The sequence below is a fragment of the Rhizobium sp. 01L410 genome, assembly GCF_056400165.1.
The window spans coordinates 814,434-829,663 of record NZ_JBFTST010000001.1 but is presented as its reverse complement, the minus strand read 5'-3'; the positions used below and the strand labels follow the sequence as shown (position 1 = coordinate 829,663).

The 15,230-nt window shown below is 63.3% G+C and carries 7 protein-coding genes; 6 read left to right on the top strand and 1 reads right to left on the bottom strand.

What is annotated here, in order from left to right; genetic code table 11:
* The first annotated feature begins 27 nt into the window (after positions 1-27).
* Complete coding sequence (locus AC1DV9_RS03685) at positions 28-759, top strand: TetR/AcrR family transcriptional regulator (RefSeq protein WP_477942354.1); 732 nt, start codon at positions 28-30, stop codon at positions 757-759.
* Between the two features lie 2 nt (positions 760-761).
* On the opposite strand, the gene AC1DV9_RS03680 is transcribed toward AC1DV9_RS03685, so the two are convergent.
* Positions 762-1,202: a response regulator gene (locus tag AC1DV9_RS03680; protein WP_112388921.1), complete on the bottom strand. Its 441-nt coding sequence runs from the start codon at positions 1,200-1,202 to the stop codon at positions 762-764.
* 639 nt (positions 1,203-1,841) lie between these two features.
* On the opposite strand from AC1DV9_RS03680, the gene AC1DV9_RS03675 reads away from it, so the two are divergent.
* From AC1DV9_RS03675 to AC1DV9_RS03655, 5 genes are all read left to right on the top strand, one after another.
* On the top strand, positions 1,842-7,316 hold the full coding sequence (locus AC1DV9_RS03675; protein WP_477946275.1) for an MG2 domain-containing protein: 5,475 nt from the start codon (positions 1,842-1,844) through the stop codon (positions 7,314-7,316).
* Complete coding sequence (gene pbpC / locus AC1DV9_RS03670) at positions 7,316-9,397, top strand: penicillin-binding protein 1C (RefSeq protein ID WP_477946273.1); 2,082 nt, start codon at positions 7,316-7,318, stop codon at positions 9,395-9,397. Before AC1DV9_RS03675 ends, pbpC begins: the two co-directional genes overlap by 1 nt.
* A 79-nt stretch (positions 9,398-9,476) precedes the next feature.
* Entirely contained in the window at positions 9,477-10,040 is a 564-nt protein-coding gene (locus AC1DV9_RS03665; RefSeq protein ID WP_112516488.1) for a dihydrofolate reductase family protein, read from the top strand.
* A 129-nt stretch (positions 10,041-10,169) separates the two neighbouring features.
* Positions 10,170-12,608 carry a malto-oligosyltrehalose synthase gene (treY, locus tag AC1DV9_RS03660; RefSeq protein ID WP_477946270.1) on the top strand — a complete coding sequence of 813 codons (2,439 nt, stop codon included), beginning with the start codon at positions 10,170-10,172 and terminating at the stop codon, positions 12,606-12,608.
* Between the two features lie 95 nt (positions 12,609-12,703).
* Complete coding sequence (locus AC1DV9_RS03655; RefSeq protein WP_477946268.1) at positions 12,704-15,223, top strand: heavy metal translocating P-type ATPase; 2,520 nt, start codon at positions 12,704-12,706, stop codon at positions 15,221-15,223.
* Positions 15,224-15,230 lie beyond the last annotated feature (7 nt).

The following is a 15,230-nucleotide window of genomic DNA, read 5'->3' as shown; positions in this document are numbered from 1 at the left end:
TGGACACTAGTGTAAAATTAGACAGCATTGTCTAAAACGTCAAGACGCATTACATTTACGGATATGAAAAATTCCGCGACACCCGAAAAGCGATCCGAAGGACCGACCCAGCGCGGCCAGTTCAAGAAGCGTGCATCGATCCTGGAGGCCGCGGCCGAGGTTTTCTGCCGCGAGGGTTTTGCCGGAGCGAGCGTCGACGAGATCGCCATCGAGGCCAATGTCTCGCGACAGACTGTCTATAATCACTACTGCGAGAAGGAAACGCTGTTCGTCGCCGTCGTCGAGGACGTCATGAGCCGCGCGGACCAGATGCTGTTCTCGATGCTTTCGACCTTCCCGGTCAATGCCGACAATCTGGAAGACGATCTCGTTGCCTTTTCAATTCGCATCAACAAGAACTGCTTCTGCAATCAGGACGGAAAATTCCTGCGCCGTCTGATCCAGAACGAAGGCGAGCGCTATCCGCATCTCTTCGAGACCTGGCGCCAGCAGGGACCGGGCAGGATTATTTCGGCGCTCGGGGCGCTGTTTGCGCGGCTGAGTGCCGGAGGGGCTCTGAAGATCGATGATTTCGATGTGGCAGCCCGCCAGTTTCTGGCGCTCGGCAATGCCGATCTGCAATTGATGCTGCTCTTCGGACAATTGCCGACGGAATCACAGCTCGAAAGCGCAGCACGCAATGCCGTGCGGACTTTCCTTCGTGCCTACGGCACGGAAAAGCTAGCCGAACGGCCGCAACTTGCGGCCGTCAGCGGCTAATTTCAGGCAAACACCATCATCTGCGGCGGCACCGACGCCAACATGCCTGCGCGGCGCGCGACGGCATATTTCAGCGACTGTTCGACCACCGCAGGCATGACGGGCTTGCTGACGACACCTAGCGCACCCTTGACGCCGTTCGCGACAGCCTCCGGGTTGCCGGTCATGAAAACGACCGTGATGCCATGCTCTTCGGCAAGGCGGCGGCCAATTTCCGGACCTGTCGCGCCATCGGACAGGTTGATATCGACGAAAGCCACGTCCGCCAGATGAGCAAGCTGCAACGCCTGCTCCTTGTTGGTCGCAAGTCCCGCGACTTCCATTCCCAAGTTTTCGACTGTCGCCTCGAGGTCGAGCGCGATCAGAAACTCGTCTTCTACAATCAATACTCTCTGGTTCATAACGTTATCCCGCAGCCATTTACGCACAACATTGATGGCCATGACGCCCTCTTCCGTTAACCCAAGCACGCGAAAGAACTTCATTCCGGAAGGTTGTGAGCCTCTGGAACTTGAGCAGATAACGGTGCTGGAAAGGATATGTTCCGGGCCGGGACGTATTTTTTTGAGTTTAACCCGTTGTTAACATTGATAAAATGTTAAAATTAGCTAAGCCTTTGAAATGATAGGCGGCTCAGGGTGCCGCCTGCGCGGTTATCCACAGGGCGGGATAACACTCGACAGACCCTCAGAGCGAGAACGGATCTTCCCGGTACGCCTCGCGAGAAAGCTTTTCGGATTTTCGACCTTGAGAGTTCGAGTGCATCCGGTGATCGCCGGTCGCCGGGATGACAGCCGCTTATTGCGGAGCGCTTTCGACGAAGCAGGAAAGCAGTGAAATCGCGGCCAGCGCGACGCGCCTTCCCGACAAAAACAGGTCCATCGGAGAGCAATTCCCTTTGCCGCGTTTCGTCTTGCCAGAAGCAGCAAAAAGGCCCAATTCCAAAGGACTTATCTCATGATGACATGATAATGCGATGGCGGCTTCTGTGCGAAAACGCGACACCGCATAAGTTGTGTTGACAACGCCATCGGGGCAGCCAAGAGTGCGGCCCGATCAGCGCAGCCGCCCGGGGGGACTTGATGTCTGTACGCTCTTTCTTCGCCTTCGCCGCCATCGCCTTTTCTGCACTTGCGATCAGCCTGCCAGCCAGCGCCGCAGATGCGAAGCGCGATATCCAGACGATCAAGGATGCCGATTTCTTCGGCTTCGATCTGAGGACGGAGCAGAACGTCTCGCTCGACCAGTGCAAGAAGTCCTGCATCGGCGACAAGAGCTGCAAGGCCTTTACCTATAATCCAAAGGTCCAGTGGTGCTTCCTGAAATCCGACTTCAAGACGATGAACGCCTTCCCGGGCGCGATCGCCGGCCGGATCGTCGAGACGACGGCTGCCGCCATTCCGCAGGAGCCGGATCTCGGCGCTGCGCCGCGGCTCAACTTCCTCTCCGCCGACGTCATCCAGCAGGCCCGCGATTACAAGACCAACAACGAGCTGACCGAGGCCCAGGAAGGCCAGTCGGTCGATAATCTCACGGCGACCGCCCGCCTCGATCTCACGGCCAACAATCTCGCCGCCGCGCTGGAATCCTTCCATGGCGCATTGGCGCTCACCCCCAACGATGGCGACCTCTGGCTCGAAACCGCGCGCGCCGCCAATTCGCTCGGCGGCACCGACAGCCAGGTCTTCGGCCAGGCGCAGCTCGATGCGTTGAACGCCTATGAGCTAACCCGCACTGCCTCCAAGCGCGCCGACACGCTGGCCGTGCTGGCGACCTCGCTGGCGAAGAATTCGAATTACCGCGCGGCGCTCAACGCCTATAAGGCAAGCTTGGCGCTTGTCAGCTCCAAGGAAGTCAACGACGCCTATCTGAAGCTCAAGGCCGAGCAGGGCTTCCGGATCACCGAGCATAATGTCGATGCCGACAGCGCCAATCCCCGCGCCTGCGTCACCTTCTCTGAATCGCTGGTCAAGACGACGGATTACACACCCTTCGTGACGCTGAATGGCCAGGCGCCGAAAGCGCTGGAAGCCAAGGACAAGCAGATCTGCGTCGAAGGTCTCGTTCATGGCGAGAACTACAAGATCGTCTTCCGCTCCGGCCTGCCGTCCTCTGTCGATGAGGTGCTGGAAGCGCCTGTCAGCCTCGACATCTACGTCAAGGACCGCAGCCAGACGGTGCGCTTCACCGGCGACAGTTTCGTGCTGCCGTCCACGGCGCGCCGCGGCATTCCGCTGGTGTCTGTCAACATCCAGTCGGCGGCGCTGAAGCTCTACCGCATCGGCGATCGCGGCATCGCGCCGCTGCTGACGAATTCACAGTTCCTGACGCAGCTCGACGGCTACAGCGCCCAGCGCATCGAGGACGAAAGCGGCGAGCTGGTCTGGCAGGGTTCGATCGACATCGCCAACGACCTGAACAAGGACGTCGTCACCAGCTTCCCCGTCGATGAGGCGCTGCCGCAGCGCAAGCCCGGCGTCTACGTGCTGATCGCCTCGCCTGCCAACGCGCCCGCAAATGAATGGGATAGCAAGGCGACGCAATGGTTCGTCGTCTCGGATGTCGGGATCACCACCTATGCCGGCACCGACGGCCTCAACGTCTTCACCCGCTCGCTGGCTTCCGCCAAGCCGATCGCGGGCGTCGAGCTGACGCTGCTTGCCAAGAACAATGAAGTGCTCGGCACCGCCAAGACCGACGATAGCGGCCGCGCCACCTTCACCGCCGGCCTGATGCGCGGCACCGCGGCGCTGACGCCTGCCGTGATCACCGCCAAGAACGGCGATTCCGACTACGTCTTCCTCGACATGACGCGTGCCGGCTTCGACCTCTCCGACCGCGGCGTCACCGGCCGCGCTTCGCCGGGCGCCATCGACATCATGACCTTTACCGAGCGCGGCATCTATCGTGCCGGCGAGACGGTGCATGCGTCAGCGTTCGCCCGAGACACCGACGGCAAGGCGATCGAGAACCTGCCGCTGACCTTCGTCTTCCTGCGCCCCGATGGCGTCGAGGACCGCCGCATCGTCAAGGAAACAAGCGATCTCGGCGGCTACACCGTCGATCTGCCGGTGCAGCAGAACGCCATGCGCGGCACTTGGACAATGAACATCTACACGGATCCGAAGGGTGCTGCGATCGGTACCAAGAGCTTCCTGGTCGATGACTTCGTGCCTGATCGCACCGACATGACGCTGAAGACCGAGGCCAAGGAGATCGGTCCGGACACGGCAGCGACGATCGAGATCGACGGCAAGTATCTCTATGGCGCACCGGCCGCCGGGCTGACGCTAGAAGGCGATGTCGTGCTGAAGCCGACCCGTGAAAGCGCTGCCTTCCCCGGCTATTTCTTCGGCCTTGCCGACGAAGAAGCCTCCGAAGAAAACCGCCAGACGATCGAAGGCCTGCCCGAGCTCGATGAGAACGGCAAGGCATCGACCGATCTGACGGTCGGCGACCTGCCCGCCACCACCCAGCTGCTGAACGCCGCCGTCTATATCCGCATGCAGGAACAGGGTGGCCGGGCGCTGGAGCGCTCGCTGGTGATCCCGGTGAAGAACCAGGGTCCGATGATCGGCATCAAGCCTGAATTCTCCGGTGACGTCGCCGAGAACTCGACCGCCTCCTTCAACGTCATCGGCATCACCGCCGAGGGCCAGAAGCAAGAGGTGAATGGCCTGCGCTGGAAGTTCTACAATCTCGAGCGCGAATACCAGTGGTATCGCGACGGCACCGCCTGGAAATACGAGCCTGCCTACAACGCCCGCCAGGTCGCAGACGGCGTGATCGATGCCGGAACCGATGGCGGTAAGATTTCCGTGCCTGTCGGCTGGGGCCGCTATCGCCTCGAAGTCGAAAGCCCGGACGCCGACGGCCCGACATCGAGCTTCGAATTCGACGCCGGCTGGTTCGTCGAGACGACCTCGACGGAGACGCCAGATGGTCTCGAAATCGCTCTCGACAAGGACAGCTACAAGGTCGGCGAAACGGCCAAGCTGAAGGTCACCTCGCGCTATGGCGGCGAGCTGATGGTCACCGCGGGTACCGAGAACCTGGTGGCTGTGCAGAACGCCACGATGGGCGAGACCGGCGGCGAAGTCGATATTCCCGTCACCGCCGATTGGGGTGCGGGTGCCTATGTCACCGCCACTCTATTCCGCCCCGGCGACAGCCAGGACAATCACATGCCGATGCGCTCCATCGGAATCAAATGGTTAAAGGTCGATCCCGAGCAGCGCGCGCTGCAGGTCAAGGTCGACGCACCTGAGAAGATGCTGCCGCGCGGCCCGCTGAACATCAGTCTCGCAGTTGCCGGTGCCGGCGCCAACGAGGATGCCTATGTGACGGTTGCCGCCGTCGATGTCGGCATTCTCAACCTGACGCGCTATGAGGCGCCAAATCCCGAAGACTGGTATTTCGGCCAGCGCCAGCTCGGCCTCGAAATCCGCGATCTCTACGGCCGCCTTATCGACGGCTCGCTCGGCGCAACCGGCAAGCTGCGCACCGGCGGCGATGGCGGCGCCGTGGCGCTCTCGGCCAGCCCGCCGACGCAGAAGCTCGTTGCCTTCTTCTCCGGCCCGGTAAAGCTCGATGCCGAGGGCAAGGCGAATGTCAGCTTCGACATTCCGCAGTTCAACGGCACGGCCCGCGTCATGGCGGTCGCCTGGTCCAAGGATGGCGTCGGCCATGGCGTCAAGGATGTCATCATCCGCGATCCCGTCGTCGTCACCGCCAGCCTTCCACGCTTCCTGGCGCCGGGAGACAAGGCCGAACTGCGCCTCGACATCGCCAATACCGATGCGCCGGCTGGTGACTTCAAGGTGGCGATATCAGGCAATGACGCTGTCGGCGTCGATGCCGCCTCGGCTTCCAAGACGATCCATCTCGATGCTGGCGCCAAATCCGACCTGACGCTTGCCGTGATCGGCAAGCAGCCCGGCCAGGGTTCCGTCTCGATCAACCTCTCCGATGCCTCGGGCCTGTCGCTCGACCAGACCGTCGATGTGCCGGTTCGCCCGGCTTCGCTGCCGGTCACCGAGCGCCGCGTCATCGCGCTGAAGCCGGGGGCCTCGTTGAAGATCGACAAGGAGCTGCTGGCCGACAGCGTGCTGCCCGGCGCCTCCGTCAGCGTCAACGTCACCCGCTCCGCCGCCTTCGATATCCCGGCGCTGCTGATGACCCTCGACCGTTATCCTTTCGGCTGCGCCGAGCAGACGACGAGCCGCGCCATGCCGCTGCTCTATCTCGGCGAACTCGCCAAGCAGAACGGACTTGAAGACGACGCCGATGTGAAGAAACGGGTGCAGGACGCGATCTACCGCGTGCTCTCCTATCAGGCATCGGCCGGCAGTTTCGGCCTCTGGGGACCTGATTCAGGCGACCTCTGGCTCGATTCCTACGTCACCGACTTCCTCACCCGCGCCCGCGAAGAAAAATACGACGTGCCGGATCGGGCGCTGGTGCAGGCACTCGAGAACCTGCAGAACGCGCTGAGCTACGACGTCGACGTCAAGACGCAGGGCGACAACATCGCCTACGCGCTCTACGTGCTCGCCCGCAACAAGAAGGCAGCGATCAGTGATCTTCGCTACTACGCCGACACGATGATCAACGACTTCCCGACGCCGCTCGCCAAGGCCCATATCGCCGCGGCGCTGGCGCTCTACGGCGATGCGACACGCTCGAAGAATATCTTCGTCGATGCGCTGCAGATGACCGAGACGTCGATGGTCCAGCGCGTCAATCTTTCGCGCACCGACTACGGCTCGATCCTGCGCGACGGCGCGGCGATCCTGGCGCTGGCGGCCGAAAGCCGTCCGGTGCCGCCGGTCATTCCGGAGCTCGCCAAGGCCGTTGCCAAGGAGTTCAACCGCTCCAAGTGGACGAGCACCCAGGAACAGGCCTGGATGCTGCTCGCCGCCCGCGCCATCCAGAGCGGTGACGATGCGCTGAAGGTCGATGTCAACGGTGCCGAACATACCGGCTCCTACATGGCGTCGATGAGCGGTGATGCGCTCCTGAACAATCCGCTGACCCTGACCAGCGCCACCAGCGACACGGTCTCCGCCGTGGTGACGACGGTTGCCGCCCCGGTGACGCCGCTGCCCGCCGGCGGCGACGGCTTTGCGATCGAGCGCAGCTACTACACGCTCGATGGCGAGGAGGCGAATGTCAGCGAAGCCAAGCAGAACGAGCGCTATGTCGTCGTGCTGCATGTCACGGAAAGCAACGACTGGCCGTCACGCATCGTCGTCACCGACCTGCTGCCGGCTGGCTTCCAGATCGACAATCCGAGCCTGGTCGATAGCGCCCAGTTGACGAATTTCGACTGGATCGGCGAACAGACGGCCGCCCATACCGAGTTCCGCGACGACCGCTTCGTCGCGGCCTTCAACCGCTCGGAAGGCGACAACCGCGAGATCAACGTCGCCTATGTCGCGCGCGCCGTGACCCCCGGCACCTACGATCATCCGGCTGCCGTCGTCGAGGATATGTACCGTCCGCAGCTCTCGGCCCGCACCGCGACCGGCAAGATGGAGGTTGTCGCAGCACAATAATGCGGCTCTGGCACAGGCTCATCATCGCATCGGCCGCCGGCGTGATCTTCGCCGGCGCACTGGCGCTTGGCCTCGATGCGCTCGACAAGGCCTATCCGCCGCCGCTCGATGCTGCCGGTCAGGTTTCAGCCGAAGTGCTGGATGCCGACGGCCAGCTGCTGCGCGCCTTCGCAACGCCCGAGGGACGCTGGCGGCTGAAGACGGATGTCTCCGACGTCGATCCGCAATTCCTGCGCATGCTGGTCGCCTATGAGGACCGGCGCTTCTACGATCACCGAGGCATCGATCCGCTGGCGATCGGCCGGGCAGCAGTGCAGCTCGCCACCAGCGGCCGCATCGTCTCCGGCGCCTCGACGCTGTCGATGCAGGTGGCGCGGCTGATCGAGCCGCGCAGCGGCCGCTCGCTGTCGGCCAAGCTGCTGCAGGTGGTGCGCGCCATCCAGATCGAACGGCGGCTGTCGAAGGAGCAGATCCTCGATCTCTACCTGACCCATGCCCCCTATGGCGGCAATCTTGAAGGTGTGCGGGCCGCAAGCCTTGCCTATTTTGGCAAGGAGCCGAAGCGGCTGACGGTGGCACAGGCCGCCCTGCTCGTCGCATTGCCGCAGCTTCCCGAGAAACGCCGTCCTGATCGCAATCTCGCCGCCGCGGAAGCCGCGCGCAAGCGGGTGCTGGAGCGTGTCGCAGTCGCCGACGCCGTCGGTGATGGCGAAGCCGGGCGCGCCGAGGCGACGCTGGTGCCGGCGCGGCGCATGCAGTTGCCGGCGCTTGCGGCGCATGTTGCCGAAGCGGCGCTGCGCAAGGCGCCCAAAGAGCGCGAGCACAAAACAACGCTGAAGAAACAGGTTCAGGAAGGGCTGGAGCTGACCGCCAGGAACGCGGCCATGCGGCTCGGCCCGAGGCTGTCGATTGCCATGGTGATGGCCGATGCCCGCTCCGGCGAGATCGTTGGTGAGGTCGGCTCGGCCGATTATTTCGACGCCAGCCGCTCCGGCTGGATCGACATGACCCGCATCAGCCGCTCGCCGGGATCGACGCTGAAACCCTTCATCTATGGTCTCGCCTTCGAGCAGGGCCTCGTCGCCCAGGAAACCATCATCGAGGACCGTCCGGCGGATTTCTTCGGCTATAGGCCGCGCAATTTCGACATGAGCTATCAGGGCGACGTGACGATCCGCGAGGCGCTGCAGCTGTCGCTGAATGTCCCGGCCGTGAAGCTTCTCGATGCCGTGAACCCGACGCGGTTGATGGTGCGCTTCCGCCGCGCCGAGGTGCAGCCGAGCCTGCCGCCGAACGAGACGCCGGGTCTGGCAATTGGCCTCGGCGGCGTCGGCATCACGCTGAAGGATCTGGTGCAGCTCTATACGGCGCTCGCCAACAACGGCCAGCCTGTGAGGATCGGCGATGGCGTGACCGGCATCCCCGGCAAGATCGACGGTGAGCCGCTGCTGGAACCGGTCGCCGTCTGGAACATCGCCGATATCCTCTCCGGCGTCATTCCGCCTGCCGGCGCGCCGCAGCGCGGTATCGCCTACAAGACAGGCACGAGTTACGGCTATCGTGACGCCTGGTCCGTCGGCTATGACGGCCGCTACGTCCTCGGCGTCTGGGTGGGACGTCCTGACAACGGCGCGGTCCCCGGCCTGACGGGATATGGCACCGCAGCCCCGATCCTTTTCGAGGGTTTCGCCAAGTCCGGCATCGCTACGACTCCCCTGCCTCGTCCACCCTCCGGCGCGATCCGCATCGCCAAGCAGGACCTGCCGGTCAGCCAGCGCCGTTTTGCGCTGAATGCCAGCGGCCTTCTGGTCAACTCCTCACGCGAATCCGCGCCACAGATCGTCTATCCACCCGAGGGCGCGCATGTGGATCTCGGCGCCAAGAACGGCGATCTCTCGCCGCTCGTGCTGAAACTGCAGGGCGGCCGGGCACCATTCCGATGGCTGGCAAACGGCAAGCCGCTGCCGGACCTCTCACGCCGCCGCACCAATCAGTGGCTGCCGGATGGCGCCGGCTATTCGAAGCTGACCGTCATCGACGCGATGGGCCGTGCGGCCAGCGTCGGCGTCTTCATCGACTGACGTCCCGATTTTTCGGCAGCGCTGTCGGAACCAGCGCCCTCGCTACGTCCTTGGATCAGAACAACGCTAGGAGAGAGCAATGCGAGACCTGATCCTGACCATGGCCATGTCGCTCGACGGCTTCGTCTGCGGTCCCGAAGGCGAGATCGACTGGATCTTCAACGGCGACCAGGAGGCGATTGCCTGGAAGGTGGAGACGGTCTCAAATGCCGGCCTGCACATCATGGGCAGCCGCAGCTTCAAGAGCATGGCCGGATTCTGGCCGAACGCGGCAGGGCCGTTCGCCGCGCCGATGAACGAGATACCGAAGGCCGTCTTTTCGAAGTCGGGAGCGGCCGTCCTGGAGGCTGCCGAGACCGGCAACTGGCCGGACGCCTATGTGGCGAGCGGTGATCTCAGCGAGGAGATCGCCAAACTCAAGGCCACCGGCGGAAAGCCGATCGTTGCTCATGGCGGGGCCAGCTTCGCACGGAGTCTCATCGCCGCCGATCTGGTCGATCAATACCGGCTGATGGTCTACCCGTTGGCGCTCGGCAGCGGCCTGCCGATCTTCTCCGGCGTCACGCCGCTCCGCCGCCTTGAACTGGTCAGCTCAAAGACCTTTCCAAAGGGGACACAGGCACAAGTCTTTCGCCGCGGATGACCATGACTGCGCGGGCCTGACAATAGGCGGAAGGAGATTGCCCCGCCGCCTGCCGCAAGAGTGAAATGGCGGGAACAAAAGCCCGCCGCCGCCGTTCCGGATCGTTATCCTTCCGAACAAAGGCGGCTCATGACGCTTCCCACATCCACCTACCGGCTCCAGTTTCGCAACGGCATGACCTTCGACCATGCGGCCGAACTCGTGCCCTATCTCAAGGCGCTCGGCATCAGCCATCTCTATGCCTCGCCGATCTTCACGGCGGTCTCGGGCTCGACCCATGGCTATGACGTCACCGATGCCAACGAGATCGACCCCGCGATCGGCGGGCGCCAGGGGTTCGAGCGGCTCTGCGCCGAACTCAAACAGGCCGGTCTCGGGCTGATCCTCGATATCGTGCCGAACCACATGGCGGCCTCGACCGAAAATGCCTGGTGGCGGGACGTCCTGCGGTATGGAAAACAGAGCCGCTATGCCGGCTATTTCGACATCGACTGGTCCGAACCGCTGACGCTCCCCCTCCTCGGCAAGCCCTTCGAGGAAGCGCTGGCCGACGGTGAGCTGAAGATCGTTCACGACGCGGAAACCGGCGAGCAGGCCCTTGCCTATTTCGAGACGCATCTGCCGTTGCACCCGGATAGTGCCGAAACTGGCGACATCGGCCGACTCCACGCGGCGCAGCATTGGCGGCTCACGCACTGGAAGACGGCCGCATCTCATCTGAGCTACCGCCGCTTTTTCGAGGTCACGGGTCTCGTCGGCCTGCGCGTCGAGGACGAGGCCGTCTTCGAGGACAGCCATCGCGTCATCCTCGATCTTGTCCGGTCGGACAAGGTGCAGGGCTTGCGCCTCGACCACATCGACGGCCTTGCCGACCCCAAGGCCTATCTGGACCGGCTGCGAAAGGCCACCGGACCGGAGACCTATATCATCGTCGAAAAGATCCTCGGCCATGGCGAGAGCCTGCCTGCCGATTGGCCGATCTCCGGGACGACGGGCTATGAGTTCATCGCCGCTCTTGCCGATCTCTTCATCGACCCCAAGGGAACGGCCGAGTTGCAGAAGGCGTATGCGACCATCGCGGCGGCCAACGCAGACTTTCAGGCCGGGCTGAGAGCCGCCAAGACGCTGATGGTGGAGCGGAATTTTGCGGGCGAGGTGAGCCGTCTGACTAAACTAGCAAGCGCCGCGCTCCCCGATACGCCGGAAGCGGATATCAGGAACGCCATTCGCGAGCTTCTGATCGCCTTTCCTGTTTATCGAACCTATGGCCAGGGCGGTGCGATGGACGCACGCGAGGCCACGGTGCTGGAGGAGGTAAAAGGATCGGCCGCCAGGCATGTCAAAGACTGCAGGGCGCTCGACGGCGTCTGCGCATTGCTGACCAACGGCCGCGCGGAAGAATTCCAGCGGCGTTTCCAGCAGTTGAGCGGTCCCATCATGGCAAAGGCGATGGAGGACACGCTGTTCTACCGCCACAACCGGCTTCTCGCCGCAAACGAAGTCGGCGGCGAGCCGGACGCGATTCCCGAAGGCGTTGAGGCTTTTCACCACTTCATGCAAAAGCGCGCGGAAGAACAGCCGCATGGGCTTTCGGCCACGTCCACCCATGACACCAAGCGGGGCGAGGATGCCCGCGCCAGGCTCTATGCCCTCAGTGAAGAGCCTGACCTCTGGCGCCGCAGCGTCGAGCGCTGGCGCGAAATGAACCGCGAACACCTCACCGAACTACCGGGCGGCCTGACGCCAGAGGGCAATGTCGAATGGATGCTCTATCAGGCGCTGGCCGGCATCTGGCCTGAAGATTTCAGCGAAGGCCGGGCGGAAGCTTTGACGGAGCGATTTGCCGCCTATGCCGAGAAAGCGATCCGCGAGGCGAAGCTCGGTACCAGCTGGGACGAGCCGCATGCGGGATACGAAGCCGCGGTGAATGCTTACGCATCAGCGCTCACAGCCTCATCGAACCTCACCTTCCATGAGGACTTTGCCGAAACGCTGCGGCCCCTCCTTTCCGCCGGCTATCTCAACAGCCTGTCGCAGACGCTGATCAAGCTGACCGCTCCCGGCATCCCCGATATTTATCAGGGCGCGGAAGGCTTCGATTTCAGCCTCGTCGATCCCGACAACCGCCGCCCGGTCAATTTCAAGGCACTCCGCAAGTCGCTTTCGGCGCATGGCGAAATCGACGAGCTGACGGCACCGGTGCTGAAACAGCGGATTATCGAGATCGGCCTGCACCTGCGCCGCCGCCAGCCACAGCTGTTTGCCGCTGGCCGGTATCTGCCGCTCGGCATCACGGGAAGCCGAAAAGACCACGCCGTTGCCTACGCCCGGCAGCTCGACGGCGACTATGCGATTACGGTCGTACCACGCCTGATGCTCGGCTGGCTGGATCCCGGTGTGTTGTTTTCAGGGCCGGAGTTCTGGGCCGATACCGCAATCGAGATCCCGCCAAGTCTGCAGGGCATCAAATGCGATCTTCTTACCGGACATCATCTCGATCCCGGACCACGGCTGCCGCTCGCCAGTATTCTTGGCGTCCAGCCAGTCGCCCTGATCGAGCCGGATTGACGATTTTCAGGTGGGATGAAATTTCCCGCTTGACCTTCCAGTTGCTGGAAGGTTCATAAGCCTATCCACTGCCCTTGCGGGCAAAGGAGAATCTTATGGATAATCACGACCATTCCCACCATCACGGCCACGGAGCGCAGGGCTGCTGCTCCGGCCATAGCCACGGCACATCGGCCGAAGCGCGCGTCACGCGCGATCCCGTCTGCGGAATGACCGTCGATCCGGATGCCGGCAAGCCGAGCCTGGTCCATGCAGGCCATACCTACCATTTCTGCTGCGATGGCTGCCGCAAGAAGTTCGAAGCAGCGCCCCAGGATTATCTCACCGCCAAGGACCCGGTCTGCGGCATGTCCGTGGATCGCTCGACGGCGAAGCATTTTCTGAAGCACGAGGGCGAAAAGTTTTACCTCTGCTCGGCAGGCTGCAAGGCGAAGTTCGAGGCAAGCCCGGGCGATTATCTCGATGGCAATCGCCCAGAGGCAAAGCCGATGCCGAAGGGCACGCAATATACCTGCCCGATGCATCCGGAAATCGTCGCCGACCACCCCGGCGACTGCCCGAAATGCGGCATGGCGCTGGAGCCGATGGGCATTCCACCGGCAGATGAGGGTCCGAACCCAGAGCTCGTCGACTTCACCCGCCGCTTCTGGATAAGCGCTGCGCTGGCCGTTCCGCTGCTAGCGCTGACCATGGGACCGATGATCGGTCTGCCGCTGCGCGAGATGATCGGCGAGGCGCGTGCCGTCTGGCTCGAACTCGCCCTGGCGACACCCGTCGTGCTCTGGGCCGCCATCCCCTTCTTCCGCCGTGCCTGGGCCTCGCTTGTCAACCGCAGCCCGAACATGTGGACGCTTATCGGCCTCGGCGTCGGCACCGCCTATCTCTACAGCATCGTCGCGACATTCGCGCCGGGCCTCTTTCCGATGAGCATCCGCGGCCACGGCGAGACGGTGCCTGTCTATTTCGAGGCAGCCGCCGTCATCGTCACCCTCGTCTTCGTCGGCCAGCTTCTGGAGCTCAAGGCACGCGAACGCACCGGTTCGGCAATCCGTGCCTTGCTCGATCTTGCCCCGAAAACCGCGCGGCGGATCACCACCGATGGCAGCGAGGTCGATATCGAAGTCGATGACATCGCCAAGGGCGACCGCCTAAGGGTGCGCCCCGGCGAGCGCGTGCCGGTGGATGGACGGGTCAGCGAAGGACAATCGATCGTCGATGAATCGATGATATCGGGCGAACCGCTGCCGGTCGAAAAGACCAAGGGTGATGCCGTCACCGGCGGCACGATGAACCGCAACGGCAGCTTCATCATGACCGCCGAACGGGTGGGCGCCGAGACCACCCTATCGCAGATCGTCGACATGGTCGCCAAGGCGCAGCGTTCCCGTGCGCCGATCCAGGGTGCCGTCGATCGCGTCTCTGCCGTCTTCGTTCCCACCGTCGTTGCCGTGGCGATCCTCGCCTTCGGCGCCTGGATGATCTTCGGTCCGGAGCCGCGGCTTGCCCATGCACTGATCGCGGCCGTCGCCGTGCTGATCATCGCCTGCCCCTGCGCGCTCGGCCTGGCAACGCCTATGTCGATCATGATCGCCACCGGCCGCGGCGCTCAGGAAGGCGTATTGATCAAGGATGCCGAAGCGCTGGAGCGCTTCTCCAAAGTCGATACGCTGATCGTCGACAAAACCGGAACCTTGACCGAAGGCAAGCCACGCCTGACCGACACGGTTGCCCTTGAGGGCATCGACGAAAGCCGGCTGCTTGCCGTGGCGGCAAGCCTCGAACGCGGCTCCGAGCATCCCCTCGCCGAAGCGATCGTTGCCGGTGCTGAGGAACGCAGCATTGCGCTATCCGAGGTCACATCGTTCGATGCAATCACCGGCAAGGGTGTCACCGGCCTTGTCGATGGCGCTAAAATCGCGCTCGGCAATGCCGCGATGATGCGGGATCTAGGCATCGATACCTCGGCGCTCGACGAACAGATCAGCGCGCTGCGCGACGACGGCAAGACGGTGATGTTCGTCACCATCGACGGCAGCCTCGCTGGCTTCGTCGCAGTGGCCGACCGGATCAAGCCGACAACGGCGGCGGCCATCCGGGCGCTGCATGACAGCGGTCTGCGGATCATCATGGCGACTGGGGACAACGAGCGGACAGCAAAGGCCGTTGCCAAACAGCTCGGCATCGACGAGGTGCGTGCCGATGTGTTGCCCAAGGGCAAGAAGGCGCTGATCGACGAGTTGCATGCCAAGGGCGCAGTTGTCGCCATGGCTGGCGACGGCGTCAATGATGCGCCGGCGCTCGCCGCAGCCGATGTCGGCATCGCCATGGGCACCGGCGCCGATGTGGCGATGGAAAGTGCGGGCATCACGCTGGTGAAGGGCGATCTTACCGGAATTGTCCGCGCCCGCCGTCTGGCGGAGGCAACGATGCGCAACATCCGCCAGAACCTTGGCTTTGCCTTCGGCTACAACGCGCTCGGCGTTCCCGTCGCCGCAGGCATCCTTTACCCGGTGCTCGGCCTGCTGCTCTCGCCGATGATCGCGGCGGCGGCGATGAGCCTGTCATCTGTCTCGGTCATCGCCAACGCGCTCAGGCTGCGCGTGCAGAAACTCTAGGAGGCTG